This window comes from Nocardioides ginsengisoli, from assembly GCF_039537225.1.
Lineage (GTDB): Bacteria > Actinomycetota > Actinomycetes > Propionibacteriales > Nocardioidaceae > Nocardioides > Nocardioides ginsengisoli.
Genome location: NZ_BAABAC010000005.1, coordinates 158,891 through 173,414, shown reverse-complemented (window position 1 = coordinate 173,414; position 14,524 = coordinate 158,891). Strand labels below are relative to the sequence as shown.

The 14,524-nt window shown below is 72.5% G+C and carries 13 protein-coding genes; 5 read left to right on the top strand and 8 right to left on the bottom strand.

What is annotated here, in order from left to right:
- Positions 1 to 2 precede the first annotated feature (2 nt).
- Complete coding sequence (locus AB4880_RS02505) at positions 3 to 4,922, bottom strand: NAD-glutamate dehydrogenase (RefSeq protein WP_367917619.1); 4,920 nt, start codon at positions 4,920 to 4,922, stop codon at positions 3 to 5.
- A 62-nt stretch (positions 4,923 to 4,984) separates the two neighbouring features.
- Between AB4880_RS02505 and AB4880_RS02500 the strand changes: the two genes are divergently transcribed.
- Positions 4,985 to 5,467 carry a DUF2505 domain-containing protein gene (locus AB4880_RS02500; RefSeq protein WP_367917618.1) on the top strand — a complete coding sequence of 161 codons (483 nt, stop codon included), beginning with the start codon at positions 4,985 to 4,987 and terminating at the stop codon, positions 5,465 to 5,467.
- A complete protein-coding gene (locus AB4880_RS02495) occupies positions 5,467 to 5,949 on the top strand; it encodes a DUF2505 domain-containing protein (protein WP_367917617.1) in 483 nt (160 codons plus the stop codon). Before AB4880_RS02500 ends, AB4880_RS02495 begins: the two co-directional genes overlap by 1 nt.
- Before the next feature lie 37 nt (positions 5,950 to 5,986).
- Here AB4880_RS02495 and AB4880_RS02490 read toward each other — a convergent pair whose 3' ends face one another.
- Together AB4880_RS02490 and AB4880_RS02485 are read right to left on the bottom strand one after the other, a co-directional pair.
- Entirely contained in the window at positions 5,987 to 6,139 is a 153-nt protein-coding gene (locus tag AB4880_RS02490) for a hypothetical protein (protein ID WP_367917616.1), read from the bottom strand.
- Positions 6,140 to 6,168: 29 nt separating this feature from the next.
- The gene (locus tag AB4880_RS02485) at positions 6,169 to 7,635 is read right to left on the bottom strand and encodes a wax ester/triacylglycerol synthase family O-acyltransferase (RefSeq protein WP_367917615.1); all 1,467 of its coding nucleotides are present in this window, start codon (positions 7,633 to 7,635) and stop codon (positions 6,169 to 6,171) included.
- Between the two features lie 141 nt (positions 7,636 to 7,776).
- On the opposite strand from AB4880_RS02485, the gene AB4880_RS02480 reads away from it, so the two are divergent.
- Both AB4880_RS02480 and AB4880_RS02475 read left to right on the top strand, forming a co-directional pair.
- Positions 7,777 to 8,139 (top strand): cupredoxin domain-containing protein, encoded by a 363-nt coding sequence (locus AB4880_RS02480; protein WP_367917614.1) that lies wholly within the window; start codon positions 7,777 to 7,779, stop codon positions 8,137 to 8,139.
- The gene (locus tag AB4880_RS02475) at positions 8,136 to 9,461 is read left to right on the top strand and encodes a hypothetical protein (protein WP_367917613.1); all 1,326 of its coding nucleotides are present in this window, start codon (positions 8,136 to 8,138) and stop codon (positions 9,459 to 9,461) included. The genes AB4880_RS02480 and AB4880_RS02475 overlap by 4 nt, the downstream gene beginning before the upstream one ends.
- Here the strand turns inward: AB4880_RS02475 and AB4880_RS02470 are convergent.
- Together AB4880_RS02470 and AB4880_RS02465 are read right to left on the bottom strand one after the other, a co-directional pair.
- A complete protein-coding gene (locus tag AB4880_RS02470) occupies positions 9,451 to 10,602 on the bottom strand; it encodes a CpaE/TadZ family protein (RefSeq protein ID WP_367917612.1) in 1,152 nt (383 codons plus the stop codon). The two genes, AB4880_RS02475 and AB4880_RS02470, sit on opposite strands and share 11 nt — an antisense overlap.
- A gap of 11 nt (positions 10,603 to 10,613) precedes the next feature.
- Entirely contained in the window at positions 10,614 to 11,270 is a 657-nt protein-coding gene (locus tag AB4880_RS02465) for a hypothetical protein (protein WP_367917611.1), read from the bottom strand.
- Between the two features lie 166 nt (positions 11,271 to 11,436).
- Between AB4880_RS02465 and AB4880_RS02460 the strand changes: the two genes are divergently transcribed.
- Positions 11,437 to 11,670 (top strand): helix-turn-helix domain-containing protein, encoded by a 234-nt coding sequence (locus AB4880_RS02460; RefSeq protein ID WP_367917610.1) that lies wholly within the window; start codon positions 11,437 to 11,439, stop codon positions 11,668 to 11,670.
- An 85-nt stretch (positions 11,671 to 11,755) separates the two neighbouring features.
- Here the strand turns inward: AB4880_RS02460 and AB4880_RS02455 are convergent, their stop codons facing one another.
- The 3 genes from AB4880_RS02455 to sigE are packed head-to-tail and all read right to left on the bottom strand — an operon-like array spanning position 11,756 to position 14,353.
- On the bottom strand, positions 11,756 to 13,171 hold the full coding sequence (locus AB4880_RS02455; RefSeq protein ID WP_367917609.1) for a S1C family serine protease: 1,416 nt from the start codon (positions 13,169 to 13,171) through the stop codon (positions 11,756 to 11,758).
- Between the two features lie 49 nt (positions 13,172 to 13,220).
- Positions 13,221 to 13,751, bottom strand: a complete 531-nt coding sequence (locus AB4880_RS02450; RefSeq protein WP_367917608.1) for an anti-sigma factor — start codon at positions 13,749 to 13,751, stop codon at positions 13,221 to 13,223.
- Positions 13,748 to 14,353 (bottom strand): RNA polymerase sigma factor SigE, encoded by a 606-nt coding sequence (sigE, locus tag AB4880_RS02445; RefSeq protein WP_367917607.1) that lies wholly within the window; start codon positions 14,351 to 14,353, stop codon positions 13,748 to 13,750. Before sigE ends, AB4880_RS02450 begins: the two co-directional genes overlap by 4 nt.
- Positions 14,354 to 14,524 lie beyond the last annotated feature (171 nt).

Genomic DNA, 14,524 nt, shown 5'->3' with positions numbered 1-14,524 from the left:
GCTCAGGCCAGCAGCCCGCGCACGACCCGCAGCGCCACGGAGACCTTGGCCAAGTCGCTCGGCTCGTCGGCGCAGACCGCGGTCAGCGCCTTGATCGCCTTGTCGACCACCACACCGGCCTCGGCCTCCCAGGCGGTGACCCGGGCCGCGGCGGCCGCGATCGGGTCGTCGTCCTGGACGGCGGTCGTCGCCGCCAGCACCTCGCCGGTCAGCTGCGCGTGGACGGCGCCGAGGTCGTCGCGCAGCGCCGCCCGGGCCATCGTCTGCCACTGGTCGGCCCGCGGGAGGTCGACGATCCGGCGCTGCAGCACGGACAGGCCGAGCCGCTCGCCCAGCGCGAAGTGGACGCGCGCCACCTCGGCCGGCGGGAGCTCCGCGCGGTGGGCGATCTCGACGACATTGAGCAGCGTGTAGGCCACCTCGTACGACGCGACCCGCGCCGCCAGGTCGGCCGGCACGTCCTGCGCCTCGAGCGCGTGCCGCCGCGCCTCGTAGGCCGCCAGCTCGGCGCCGGTGAGAAGCTGGGGCAGCTCGAGCATCGTCTCCTGGACGTCGGTCGCGAAGAACTCGACATTGCCCTGGCTGTCGAGCGGAGGCCGCCGGTTGGTGACCAGCCAGCGCGACGCACGCTCGACGAGGGTCCGCATCTCGACCCGCATCCGGGTCTGGACGGCGGCGTCGAGGACGTTGTCGTACTGCTCCAGCTCACGCCGCAGCTCGAGCGAGCCGAAGATCTCGCGCGCCACGAAGTTGGCCCGGGTGAGCTCGGCGGCGCTCGCACCGGTCTCGCCGGCCAGACGCGGCCAGTAGGTCATGCCGGCGCCGTTGACCAGGTCGTTGACCACCTGGGTCACGATGATCTCGCGACGCAGCGGGTGCTGGGCGATCTGGTCGAGGAAGCCGGCCTGGATCGGCGCCGGGAAGTACGACTGCAGGTCGAGGTTGAGGTAGGGGTCCTCCGGCAGGTCGGACGCGAGCAGCTCCTCGGCCAGCACGATCTTCGTGTAGGCCATCAGCACCGCCAGCTCGGGCTGGCTGAGGACGTCGCCGTTCTCGATCCGGCGCTGCACCTCGCGCTTCGACGGCAGGGCCTCGAGCTCGCGGTCGAGCAGCCCCTGCGACTCCAGGTCGCGCATCCACTGCTCGTGGACGTGCAGCAGCGAGACCGCGTTCTTGGCCGCGTTGGCGAGCGCCAGGTTCTGCTCGTAGTTGTCGCGCAGCACCAGCTCGGCGACCTCGTCGGTCATCGACGCCAGCAGCTCGTTGCGCTGCTTGCCGGTGAGGTCGCCGTCGGCCATCACCCGGTCGAGCAGGATCTTGAGGTTGACCTCGTGGTCGGAGGTGTCGACGCCGGCGGAGTTGTCGATGAAGTCGGTGTTGATCCGGCCGCCGTCGCGGGCGTACTCGATGCGCCCGAGCTGGGTGAAGCCGAGGTTGCCGCCCTCGCCGACGCACCGCACGCGCAGCTCGCCGCCGTTGACGCGGATCGCGTCATTGGACTTGTCGCCCGCGTCGGCGTTGGTCTCGGTCTCGCCCTTGACGTAGGTGCCGATGCCGCCGTTCCAGAGCAGGTCGACCGGGGCGAGCAGGATCGCCCGCATCAGCTCGGCGGGCGTCAGGTGGCTGACATTGGTGCCGAGGCCGAGCGCGCCGCGGATCTCGGCGCTGATCGGGATCGACTTCGCGCTGCGCGGGAAGATGCCTCCGCCCTGCGAGATGAGCGAGCGGTCGTAGTCCTGCCAGCTCGAGCGCGGCAGCTCGAAGAGCCGCTTGCGCTCGGCGTACGACGCCGCGGCGTCGGGCGACGGGTCGAGGAAGATGTCGCGGTGGTCGAAGGCCGCCACCAGCTGGATGTGCTCGGAGCACAGCATGCCGTTGCCGAACACGTCGCCGGACATGTCGCCGATGCCGACGACGGTGATGTCCTCGTTCTGGCAGTCGACGCCCATCTCGCGGAAGTGGCGTCGTACGGACACCCAGGCGCCCTTGGCGGTGATGCCCATCGCCTTGTGGTCGTAGCCGACCGAGCCGCCGCTGGCGAAGGCGTCGCCCAGCCAGAAGCCGTAGTCGGCCGCGACGCCGTTGGCGATGTCGGAGAAGGTCGCGGTGCCCTTGTCGGCGGCGACGACGAGGTAGGAGTCGTCGCCGTCGTGGCGGACGACGTCGGCCGGCGGCACGGTCGCGCCCGCGACCAGGTTGTCGGTCACGTCGAGCAGGCCGCGGATGAACGTCTTGTAGCAGGCGACGCCCTCGGCCAGCCACGCCTCGCGGTCGGAGGAGTCGGGCAGCTGCTTGGCGTAGAAGCCGCCCTTCGCGCCGACCGGCACGATCACGGTGTTCTTGACCATCTGCGCCTTGACCAGACCGAGGATCTCGGTGCGGAAGTCGTCGCGCCGGTCGGACCAGCGCAGGCCGCCGCGGGCGACCGCGCCGAAGCGCAGGTGCACGCCCTCGACGCGGGGGCTGTAGACGAAGATCTCGAACTTCGGCCGCGGCTCCGGCAGGTCCGGGATCGCCGACGGCTCCAGCTTGAGCGAGAGGTACTGCTTCGGCGCGCCGTTCTCCTGCTGGAAGTAGTTGGTGCGCAGCGTGCTGCGGATGTGGGTGAGGTAGGACCGCATGATCCGGTCGTGGTCGAGGCTGACCACGTCGTCGAGCGCGGCGCCGATCTTCGCGACCAGCGCCTCCTCGCGGTCGGCACGGCCCGACACGGCGGCCGGGTCGAAGCGGGTCTCGAAGAGCTCGACGAGCAGCCGGGCCAGGTCGACGTTGTCGACCAGCGCCTGCTCGATGGAGTCGACGGCGAACGGGCTGTTGCCCTGCTTCATGTACTTCGCGTAGGCGCGCAGCAGCATGGTCTGGCGCCAGGTCAGCCGGGCCGAGAGCACCAGCCGGTTGAAGCCGTCGGTCTCGACGTAGCCGTCCCACATCGCGCGCATCGAGTCGGCGAAGAGCTCGCGCGCGTGGTCGGGCAGCGGCGCGCCGTAGCGCAGGCCGAAGTCGTAGATGTGGGTGAGCCGGTCGAGCCCGGACAGGGCGTACGGCCGCTCGTCGACAACCTCGACGCCCATCGACGCGAGCATCGGCAGCACCGCGCTGAGCGAGAGCGGGTCGCCGATCCGGAACATCTTCAGCCGGGCCTCGCCGTCGGGGGCGTCGACGTCGGCGTAGAGCGACTGGTCGCGGCCCTCGCTGCCCTGGATGCCCTCGATCCGGCCGAGGTCGACGGCCGCGGTGCGCGGGCCGAAGTCCTCCTTGTAGGCCTCGGGGAAGGCATCGAGATAGCGCCGGCCGAGCAGGGCGCCGTGCTCCTCGCCGTACTCGGCGATGACGGCCTGGAGGAAGTCCTCCTGCCACGAGCGCGAGGCCTCGACGAGGCGGCGCTCGAGGTCGGCGGTGTCGATGTCGTCGGGGATCAGCTCGCCCTTGGGCAGGTGGACGACGAAGTGCACGCGCGCCGTCGTCGACTCGTTGATGCTGACGTTGAACTCGACCGACTCGGGCCCGATCCGGCCCTTGCCGATCTGCTCGGTGAGGATCTCGACGAAGCGGTGCCGGACGTTGGTGTTGTAGCGGTCGCGCGGCAGGTAGACGAGCACCGACAGATAACGGGCGTAGGTGTCGCGGCGGATGAACAGCCGCACCGCACGGCGCTCGCGGGCCTGCATCGCGGCCTCGACGATCGGGCCGAGGTCCTCGACCGGGGTGTGGAAGAGCTCGTCGCGCGGGTAGGTCTCGAGCGTGTCGAGCAGCGCCGCGCCGTCGTGGCTGCGGGCGTCGTAGCCGCTGCGCAGGAGGACCTCGTCGGCCTTCTCGCGCAGCAGCGGGATCCGCAGCAGCGACTCGGTGTAGGCGGCGCTGGACAGCAGGCCCAGGAAGCGGCGCTCGCCGACGACCTCGCCGTCGGGGCCGAACGTCTTCACGCCGACGTAGTCGAGGTAGGCCGGGCGGTGCACGGTGGAGCGGGAGTTGGCCTTGGCCAGCACCAGCAGCCGCTTCTCGCGGGCCTTGGCCTTGACTGCCTCGGGGAGGCGGCTGAAGGCGACGGTGGTGTCCTCCTCGGCCGGGCTCTCGCGCAGGATGCCGAGGCCGGTGCCGGGCACCGGGCGCAGGACGTCGTCCTGCTCGCCGTCGATGACGGCCTTGTCGAGGACGTACTCGCGGTAGCCGAGGAAGGTGAAGTGCTCGTCGGCCAGCCAGGCGAGCAGGTCGCCGGCCTGGCGGATCTCCTCCTGCGGCAGCGGCGGCGGGGACGAGGCGAGACCGGCCACGATCTCGGACACCCGCTCCTGCATCTGCGGCCAGTCGACGACCGACGCGCGGACGTCGCCGAGCACCCGTCGTACGTCGTCGGCGACCTCCTCGGGGGCGTCGTCGCCCTCACCGCTGAGTCGGCCGATCTCGATGTGCATCCAGGACTCGCGGATGGTGCCCTCGACGGGCGCGGTCGAGCCGGACGCGACCGGCTCGGCGGAGAGCAGCAGGCCCTGCTCGTCACGTCGTACGTCGAACGTGGGGTGGACGACCGCGCGGACGTCGTGCAGCCCGCGGGAGAGCTCCATGGTCACCGAGTCGACGAGGAAGGGCATGTCGTCGACGACGACCTCGACCACCGAGTGGCCGCTCGCGGACCAGCCGTGCTCGGCGACGGTCGGCGTGAACACGCGCACCTTCGGGGTGCCGGGCGTGCGCTGGTGGGCGAGGTGGAAGTGCGAGGCGAAGGCACCATAGACGTCGACGTCGGTGCGGGTGGCCAGCTCCTCGGTCGCCACGTGGCGGTAGTAGGCCGGCAGCAGGGCCGGCAGCGCATCGCGCGGCGGGCCCCCCCTGCCCTTCGACGGCCCGGCCGCGGCGGCGGCCTGCTCGAAGATTCGGTCTCGGTCGGTGTGGGCAGCAGAGGAGGACAGCGTCGTCGTTGACACACCTCGACAGTAGGACCTTGATGTTCCGCCCCACAACACGGGGATCCGACATGATGTCTCGTATGCGATACACCCGAGAGCTCACCTACGAGGCCGGTCCCGACGAGGTCTTCGCGATGCTCGCCGACCCCGCCTTCCGCGAGCGGGTCGCGGCCGCCCAGCAGGTCGTGTCGGTGACGGTCACCGCGACCCCCGCCGGCGCCGGTGTCAGCCTCGTCATCGACCAGGTCCAGAACACCGCCGGTCTGCCCGCCATCGCCAAGAAGATCGCCGGCGACACCACCCAGGCCGTGGTCCGGGAGGAGTGGAGCGACCCGACGTCTGGGACGATCGAGATCACTGCTCCGGGCAAGCCGACCCGCGCTGCCGGGACGGTGACCCTGAAGGCCGACGGGAGCGCGACCACGCACGCCCTCGACCTCGAGGTCACCGTCAAGGTGCCGCTGGTCGGCGGCAAGCTGGAGAAGCTGATGACCGACAACATCGACGCAGGCCTGACCGTGGAGCATTCCGTGGGCGTGGCCTGGCTGAAGGGAGACCGCTGATGGCTACCCGCCTGGTTCACAAGATGGTGTACGACGCCCCGGCGATCGAGGTCGCCGCGATGCTCTCCGACCCCGAGTTCCGGCAGGAGGTGTGCCGCAACCAGCGCGCGACGTCGTACTCGGTCGAGATCGAGGGCAATGTCGACGCCAAGGCCGTGCGCATCGAGATGGCCCAGCCGACCGACAAGGTCCCGTCGTTCGCGAAGAAGTTCGTCGGCGAGACCACGACGATCGTGCAGACCGAGACCTGGGCGAGCCCGCTCAAGGCCGAGATCAACGTCGGCATCCCCGGCAAGCCGGGCGAGATGCGCGGCACCGCCGTCCTCGTCGAGGCCGACGGCGTCACCACCGAGACGGTCGACCTGGAGATCAAGGTCAAGATCCCGCTGGTGGCGGGGAAGATCGAGGAGCTGCTCGCCAAGCTGCTGGGCAGCGCGCTGCGCGCCGAGGAGCGGACCGGGAAGGCCTGGCTCGCTCGCTAGACCGTCGTGGGTCGGGTGGGTGAGAGTGACGTGTCCGTCACTCTGACTCACCCGACTCGGCCGACTCGCGGTCCTCGGCTCGCCGCTTGACCGCGATCACGATCCCCAGCACCACGAACGGTCCGAACGCGAGCACGATCGTGGCGATCTGCTCGACCGGGTGCAGCGCGCCGAGATGGAGGGGGATCACCGCCCCATCGTCGCACCGCTCCCCCGGCGTCAGCTCTTCGGGCCGCTCTTCGCGCCGCCCTTGGTCGTGCGCCGTCCGCGCGGCGCACGCTGTCGGGTCGCCGACGACAGGTCGATCAGCTCGTCGAGCGCGTCGCGCAGGCAGGAGCCGAGGATGTCGGCGTCGGGGATCCCGTCGCGGTCGGCGGTGATGCCGTAGTAGACCCCGCCGTCGTACGACGTCACGCCGATCGCCAGTGGATGCCCGGGCGTGAGCGGCGGGACCGGATAGCTGGCGAGCATCCGGGCGCCGGCGGCGTAGAGCGGGGCCTGCGGGCCGGGGACGTTGGTGACCGAGATCTGGTAGCCCTTGCGCAGCTCGGCCGCCGCGACCCGCGAGCCGATCGCGTGGAAGGTGGTCGGCGCGAAGCCGGCGATGCCGGCGAGGCGGTTGGCGGCCACGCTGCGACCGGTGTCCTTGTGTGCCTGGAAGGAGTAGGACACCTGATGCAGGCGCACGACCGGGCTCGGCTCGCCGACCGGCAGGTCGACGAAGTGGGCGGCGATCTGGCTGCCGAGCGAGGTCGCCTCGAGCTCCTCGTCGATCACCGAGACGGGGACGACGGCGCGCACCTGGCGCAGCCCGCCCATCGACTCCGAGCGGGTCATCAGCCAGGCCCGCAGGGCGCCGGTGACGGTGGCGAGGATGACGTCGTTGACCGTGCCGCCGTGGGCCTCGCGGATCCGGCGGTAGTCGGAGAGCCGGGTCTCGACGGTGACGACGCGCCGCTGCTGCGAGAGCGGTCCGTTGATCACGCCCCGCGACTTGGGACGGCGTCCGGCCGCGGCCGCGAGGAAGGAGCGGGCCCGCTCGCTGCGCTGGTCGGCGGTGCGGACGACGGCGCGCGAGCCGGTGCGGACGGTGTCGAGCAGCACGCCGGGATCGGTGAGGTTCTCGCGGACGGCGGCGCCCAGCAGCGTGGCCGGGTTGGGCGAGCGGCGCGGCGCCCAGTCGTCGGGCTCGAGCTCGCGGGCCTCGGGCTGCAGGTCGAGCAGCAGCTGGCCGAGGTCGACGGTGTGGACGCCGTCGACGAGCGCCTGGTGGGTCTTGGAGAGCAGCGCGACCCGGCCGCCCTCGAGGCCCTCGACGAAGTAGAGCTCCCACAGCGGGCGGGTGCGGTCGAGCGGCCGGGCGACGATCCGGGAGACCAGCTCGAGCAGCTGCGCGGAGGTGCCGGGGCGCGGCAGCGCGGAGCGTCGTACGTGGAAGCCGAGGTCGAACTTCTCGTCGTCGACCCACACCGGGCCGGCGACATGGCCGGGGACGGCCTGCAGCCGCTGCCGGTAGCGCGGCACGAAGGCGATCCGGTCGCGGATCAGCGCGACCAGACGGGCGTGGTCGAGCGCGTCGGGCCCCTCGCCCGGATCGAAGATCTCGATCGTCGCGTTGTGCTGCGGCGTCTCGGCCGACTCCTCCTCGAGGAACAACAGGTCCCGCGGTCCCACCCGGTCCACCACGTCGACCTCCAGCCTCTGGACGGATCCCCTCACGACCGGCGACGGCCCCATTCCGCCGCCTTTGGGATCACCGTGAGATTCTGACAGAGAACCCCCGCATCCGTGGTCACCGGCCACGGGTGTCATCGACAGGAGGAACGCATGCAGCGCCTGCGCATCGTCGGCGCGGCGCTCGCCACCATCACGCTGCTCGGAACCGTCACCGCGTGCGGCTCCGACCACAGCTCGGCGAGCTCCGACAAGACCGTCGTCGTCAAGATCACGGTCGAGAACGGCGACATCACGCCGAAGGGCGACCGGATCAAGGTCGGCGCAGGCCAGCCGATCGACCTGGTCGTCACCGCCGACCGGGCCGGCTCGCTGCACATGCACTCCGACCCCGAGCAGGAGTTCGCCTACGACAAGGGCACCAAGACGTTCCCCATCACCATCGACCGCCCGGGCGTGATCGAGGTCGAGTCGCACGACCCGCCGCAGATCATCGTCCAGCTCGAAGTCAGGTGAACGGCACCATCGAGGCCCACGGCATCGGGGGGCAGGCCGACCTGCCCATCCCGCTGGAGCTCGCCGTCTCCGGCGCCGTCGCGGCCCTCGTCATCTCCTTCACGGTCCTCATCGTCGCCTGGCGCAAGCCCCGCTACGACTGGGGCGAGCACCCCGGCCGGCCCGCGCCGGCCTTCCTCGACGCGCTGACGTCGTCCCCGATCTTCTTCGGGGTGCTGCGCACGCTCGGCCTGCTGGCCTTCGCCTTCTCGGTCGCGTGCGCCGTCGCCGGCCAGGACCTGCTGACCAACCCGCTCTTCGGCATCGTCTACGTGTGGTGGTGGGTCGGCATCGTCTTCGCCTCCGCGCTGCTCGGCCCGGTCTGGAAGGCGATCAGCCCGGTCCGCGCCATCAACACCCTGCTCGCCAAGGTCTCCGGCGGCGATCCCGACGTGGGCCTGCGCGACTACCCCGCGTGGCTGGGCCACTGGCCGGCCGCGGTCGGCCTCTACGCCTTCGTGTGGCTCGAGCTCGCCTCGACCCACCCCACCGAGCTCGGCTCGGTCCGGCTCTGGTGCGCGCTCTACTTCGGCGCGATGCTCGTCGGCGGCGCGATCTTCGGCAACCGCTTCTACGAGTACGCCGACCCGTTCGAGGTCTACTCCTCGCTCGTCGCGAAGCTGTCGCCGTGGGCGCGGGTCGACGGGCAGCTCGTCGTCCGCAGCCCCCTCGCCAACCTCGCGACCGTGCCGCCCCGCGCGGGCCTGATCGGCGTGGTGGCCGTGCTCTTCGGCAGTACGGCGTTCGACTCGTTCGGCGAGTCGTCGTGGTGGGTGCGGTTCTACCAGAACGCCTCGGTGTCGAAGGCCACGCTCGACAACATCGCGCTGCTGGTCTTCGTGCTCGCCGCGGGCGTGCTGCTGGCGGGTGCGTCGGCGCTGACGACCGGCCACGGCGAGGTGCCGCGCCGCGAGCTGCCGCGCCGCTATGCGCACTCGATCGCGCCGATCGTGCTGGCCTACATCTTCGCCCACTACCTGACGCTCTTCGTCGACGTCGGCACGCAGACGCTGGCGCGGGTGAGCGACCCGTTCGGCAAGGGCTGGGACATGCTCGGTACGGCGGGCGTCGAGCCGTCGTACTGGTTCTCCTACCATCCCACCCTGCTCGCCACCCTCAAGGTGCTGGCGGTCGTGATCGGCCACGTGGTGGCCGCGGTTGCCGCGCACGACCGGGCGCTGACCCTGCTGCCCAAGCGCGAGCAGGTGACCGGTCAGCTGCCGCTGCTGGTCGTGATGGTGGGCTTCACCGCGGGCGGCCTGTACCTGCTGTTCAGCTCCTGACGGCGAGCGCGTCGACGAGGCGGGCGACCGCGCGCCGCAGCGCGGACTCCCCCGACTCGACGAGCAGCCGGCCCGCGACGACCGCCCGGTCGGTCGCGGTCTGGTCGTCGGGCAGCACGTGGACGGCCTCGGCTGCGCCGACCCGGCGCAGCAGCGCGACCACGTCGGACTCGCGCCAGCCGAGGCTCGACCGCATCCGGTTCACGACGAGCGTCGTACGCCCCTCGGGGAGCAGCTCGCCCAGCTCGGCACGGGCCCGGGCCAGCCGGGTGAGGCCGACCGGGTCGGCCGTGCCGACCAGGACGACGTCGTCGGCCACCTCGAGCGCCTCGCGGGTGAGCCCGTTGCGCTCGGGCCGGCCGGCGGCATAGCTCGCGTCGGGCTCGATGCTGAAGCCGGTGTCGACCACCACCGGGCCGTCGTGGCGGGCGCGCTCGAGCAGGGTGGTCAGGACGCCGGGACGCAGCTCGCCCCAGCGGTCGGCGCGGGGCAGGCCGGTCAGCACCCGGACCCGGTCGGAGAGCCGGCGCTGGACGGCGTCGAAGCGCTCGACGAGCGGATCGCCGTCGGCGACCAGCCGGGCGACGGCGAGCAGTCCGGAGGTCTCGTCGAGGATGCCGAGCTGCTGGGCCACGGTGCCGCCGTAGGGGTCGGCGTCGACGAGCAACGGCGTCAGCCCGCGGCCGCCCAGCTCACCCGCCAGGGCGGTGGCGAGGGTGGTGCGCCCCGGAGCGCCGCCCGGGCCCCAGACCGTGACGATCCGGCCCTGGGCGGCCGCTCCCGACGGGGCGGGCCGCGGCGTCGGAGTCAGCTGGTCGGGGCCCTGGGTCAGCAGCTCGGCGAGCTCGGCGACCCGCGCGGACGGCCAGGCCCACAGCCCGTGGGTCTGGGTGTCGGGCGACGACGCGATGGCGAGGGTCCGCAGCCCGTGGCGGCCGAGCTCGTCGACCACTCGCCGGTCGAGGCCCGGCAGGTCGGCGTCCAGGACGGCGACGTCGGCCTGGCCGGTGCCGGCCGCAGCGAGCAGGTCCGGGACGTCGACGCAGCGTCTGAGCACGACCGTGCCCGGGTGCTCGTCGAGCGCGGCCAGCGCAGCGCTCTCCCACGCGGCGCCCGTGGACACGAGCAGGACGACGATCATCGGCTCACCACTCAGGAGCGCTGGAGGACCCGCACCACCGGGTCGGCCAGGCCGGCCAGCAGCCGTTCGAAGGCGGCCGCCCGCTCGTCGTCGACGGCCACGACGAGCTGGCGGGTGCCGGAGACGGCGAACGCGTCGTCGTACGGCGGGGCGGCGACGACGGTGACCGCGCTCAGCGCCGGGCGCTCCGCGGGTGCCCGCTCGTCGGGGGCGGCGGCGGTGACCCAGACGTCGACGACCGAGCCCGCGGCCACGTCGGGCGGGACCCGCTGCGGGTCGACCTCGATCGGCACCCGCAGCGTCGGCGTCGCGTCGGCCGCGCCGACCGCGGAGCGGGCGAGCAGCTCTCCCCCGCCGACCGGCCGGGTGAGAACCAGCCCGTCGGGCAGCGGCCGGTCGGCCGCGAAGTAGCGCCCCCGCGTGGCGCCGTCGGCGAACCGGACCCGCTCGACGACCAGATCGTCCGGTGCGACCGGCGTGCCCGCGCCCCGGGCGTGCTCGACCGCCCACACCGGGACCGTCTCGTCGACCTCCGCCAGCAGGCGGGCCCCGAGCACGACCGACCCGGTCACCAGCAGCACGCCGCACCACAGCCGCGGGTCACGCCAGGCCGGACGGGTCACCCGCTGGGCGAGGGGGCTGCGGGGGCTGCCGGGGTCCGTGGGCATCGGCCCAGCGTGCCGCCGGGCCGGGGCTCCGTCACCGGGGCGGGCGCGACCGGGAGGCCCGGGACGCCGATCCGTTGCCGGATCCGGCAACCGGCGGACGGACGCCGTCCACAGGGCGGCGGTGTCGCGGGCTGCACACCTCGGCGGCGGATGCGACGATGGGCCCATGGACGGCCCCCGGTTCCTCACGCTCGCCGACGTGGCCGAGGTGCTCAACACCTCGGGCGCGCAGGTCTACGCGCTGGTTCGGCGCGGCGAGCTGCCCGCGATCAAGATCGGCGGGCGCGGTCAGTGGCGGGTGGAGGCGTCGCGGCTGGAGGAGTACATCCAGGCGCAGTACCGGGCGGCCGCGCAGTACGTCGCCGACCACCCGTTCGTGGAGTCCGACGCCGACGCCTGACCCGGGGCCCCGTCTCACCCGGCATTCCTGCTCGATCTCGGCCGATTTCGGAGCAGATATGCCGGGTGACACCGAACGACTCGGCTCAGCCGTCCTTGCCGTCGAGGGTGACCTTCACCTTCTTGGTCTGCGAGCCGCGGGTCAGCGTGAACTCGATCGTCTCGCCCGGCTGGTAGGTCCGGATCGCGACGATCAGTGCGGTGCCGTCGGTGACCCGGCTGCCGTTGACGTGGGTGATCACGTCGCCCTTGTGGAGGCCGGCGGCCTGCGCGGGGCTGTTGGGGACGATCTCGTCGAGCTCGGCACCCTCGCCGCTGGAGACGCCGCCGGTCTTCACCTTGGCGCCGATGACGGGGTACTGGGCCTTGCCGGTCTTGAGGATCTGGTCGGCGGTGACGCGCACCTGCTCGACCGGGATCGCGAACCCGACGCCGATATTGCCGGCCTCGCCGCCGGTCGAGCTGCCGCCCGCGGTGGCGATGGCGGAGTTGACCCCCACCACCTCGCCCTGCTGGTCGACCAGCGGGCCACCGGAGTTGCCGGGGTTGATGGCGGCGTCGGTCTGGATCGCGTCGATGTACGACGACTCGTCGGCCGACGCCCCGGTGGTGACCGGGCGGTGCAGATAGCTGACGATGCCCGAGGTGACCGTGTCGGGCAGGTTGAGCGGGGAGCCGATCGCGACGACCGGCTCGCCGACCTGGAGCTGCGCGGACGAGCCGAGCTTCACCGGCTTGAGGCTGCCGTGCTTCTCGACGTAGAGGATGGCCAGGTCGTAGACCGAGCTGCGGCCGATCACCTTCGCGTCGTAGCGGTTGCGGTCGTGGTCGATGACGACGATCGGGCCGTTGTTCTTGGCGGCGTCGGCGATCACGTGGTTGTTGGTGACGATGTGGCCGTTGCGGTCGAGGACCCAGCCGGAGCCGCTGGCGCCGGCGTCCTCGCCCTTGTACTCGGCGATGATCTGGACGGTGCTCGGCAGGACCGCCTGCGCGACCGCGGCGACCGAGCCGGGGGCGGCCAGGGGCGCCTTGTTCTCGAGGTCCTGGCTCGACAGGCCGCCGGTGGAGTAGCCGGGGCCGGCCGTGGTGTCGCCGTTGAGCTTGTCGTAGCCCAGCGCCCCGAGGAAGCCGCCACCGAGACCGACGACCAGCGCGAGCGCGGCGACGAGCGGCCACACCCAGCCGGCCGGGCGGCCGCCGCGCTCGGTGCGCGGGGCGGCGGGGCCGCCGGGGCCGGCCCCGAACGGGGCGCCGGGCAGCCGGACGGTGAGGTCGGCCGCGGTCGGCGGGTGGGCAGGCGGAGGCGGCAGCAGCGACGGGGCCAGCGGGAGGGTCGGCTCGGGATGTGCGCCCGCGGCGGCGCTCGCCGGTTGCGGCGCGGAGCCGGCGGCGGGCGGCGCCCACTGCGGCGGGACCAGGTCGGACGGCGGCGTCGGCTCGGGAGCCGGGTCGGCGATCGGCTCGGTGGGCTCCCGGTCGGCGTCGTGCGCGTCGTTCACGGGACCATCATGTCCGATGGTCCCGAATCAGGTTCGGTGAGGCGACCGGTCAGGGCAGCATCCGGCGCACCGGCACCGGGACGCCCCGGCTCACGTCGGCCGGCGCGGGCGTCGAGCCGGCCGGGACGCCGGAGGGCGTGCCCGTGCCGCTCGGCACCGTCGAGTTGACGTTGATCTGGGTGACCGGCGGCCGGCGGTCGACCGGCTGGTTGGCGCCGCCGAAGCCGAGCGCGAGGACGCCGAGCATCGCGGCGCCGATCGCGCCGCCGTCGATCATCACCGCGCCGGCCGTGCGGCGTCCGGCGGGGTGGGCGCGGTGATGATCGGCGTCGGCCAGCAGCGCGTCGCCCGGCGGCATGCCCGGGGGCATGCTCAGCAGCGAGCCCTTGAGGTCGGAGGACGCGCCACGCCCGGGGTCGGAGCAGAGCCCCGCGAGTCGGGTCTTGACCCAGCCCTCGCGCTCGACCAGGTCGCGGCAGGCGTGGCAGACGTAGACGTGCGCCCACGCCTCCTCCGCGTCCTTCGCGGACAGCTGGCCGTCGAGGAGGGCGCTGACCCGGGGCCCGAGGTGGCCGATCACATCGCTCCCCCGACGACGGCGACGGGACCGGCGTACCGGGTCCGGCCGGCGGTCGGGGCGCGATGGGCCAGGGCGGTGCGCAGCAGCGCGCGCCCCCGGTGGATGCGCGAGCGGACGGTGCCGAGCTTGGCGCCGAGGATCTCGGCGATCTCCTCATAGCTCAGCCCCTCGATGTCGCACAGCACGACGGCGGCCCGGAAGTCGGGCGGCAGCGCAGCGAGCGCGGCGGCGACGTCGTCGTCGAAGGTCTGGTCGGCATAGGCCAGGTCGGGCGCCGGCAGCGCGCTGGCGAGCCGGGCCGCGCGCTCGTCGGAGAGCGCGTCGAAGCGGATCCGCTGCTTGCGGCGGGCCTGGTCGAGGAAGAGGTTGGTCGTGATCCGGTGCAGCCAGCCCTCGAAGGTGCCGGGGGTGTAGGTGTGCAGCGAGCGGAAGACGCGGACGAAGACCTCCTGGGTGAGGTCCTCGGCGTCGTGGCGGTTGCCGGTGAGCCTCAGCGCCAGGCGGTAGACACGGTCGGAGTGCTGTTCGACGATGCTCTCCCAGTCCAGGTCGGACTGCCCCTGCCCGGTGGGCTGGGGGTGGGGATCGACGGGCTCCTTCATCGTGGCCTTCTTCCGCTGGATCAGTGCCAAGGTCTCCTGGCTCCTCTCACCGTAGGGGTGGGATCTGAGTGTTCCCTGTGAAATCCATCAACGAACGATGACGATCAGGTGTTCCCTTCGATCCGCTCATCCCCGGCCGGGGTCCGCCCCCGGAGCGCCGAGAACCTCTAG

What these genes read in the sequence shown, in the direction of transcription:
- AB4880_RS02460 (WP_367917610.1), top strand. Translation starts at nt 11,437, where the DNA reads ATGGACGGCCCCCGGTTCCTCACGCTCGCCGACGTGGCCGAGGTGCTC.
- AB4880_RS02495 (WP_367917617.1), top strand. Translation starts at nt 5,467, where the DNA reads ATGGCTACCCGCCTGGTTCACAAGATGGTGTACGACGCCCCGGCGATC.
- AB4880_RS02500 (WP_367917618.1), top strand. Translation starts at nt 4,985, where the DNA reads ATGCGATACACCCGAGAGCTCACCTACGAGGCCGGTCCCGACGAGGTC.
- AB4880_RS02465 (WP_367917611.1), bottom strand. Translation starts at nt 11,270, where the DNA reads ATGCCCACGGACCCCGGCAGCCCCCGCAGCCCCCTCGCCCAGCGGGTG.
- sigE (WP_367917607.1), bottom strand. Translation starts at nt 14,353, where the DNA reads ATGAAGGAGCCCGTCGATCCCCACCCCCAGCCCACCGGGCAGGGGCAG.
- AB4880_RS02470 (WP_367917612.1), bottom strand. Translation starts at nt 10,602, where the DNA reads ATGATCGTCGTCCTGCTCGTGTCCACGGGCGCCGCGTGGGAGAGCGCT.
- AB4880_RS02480 (WP_367917614.1), top strand. Translation starts at nt 7,777, where the DNA reads ATGCAGCGCCTGCGCATCGTCGGCGCGGCGCTCGCCACCATCACGCTG.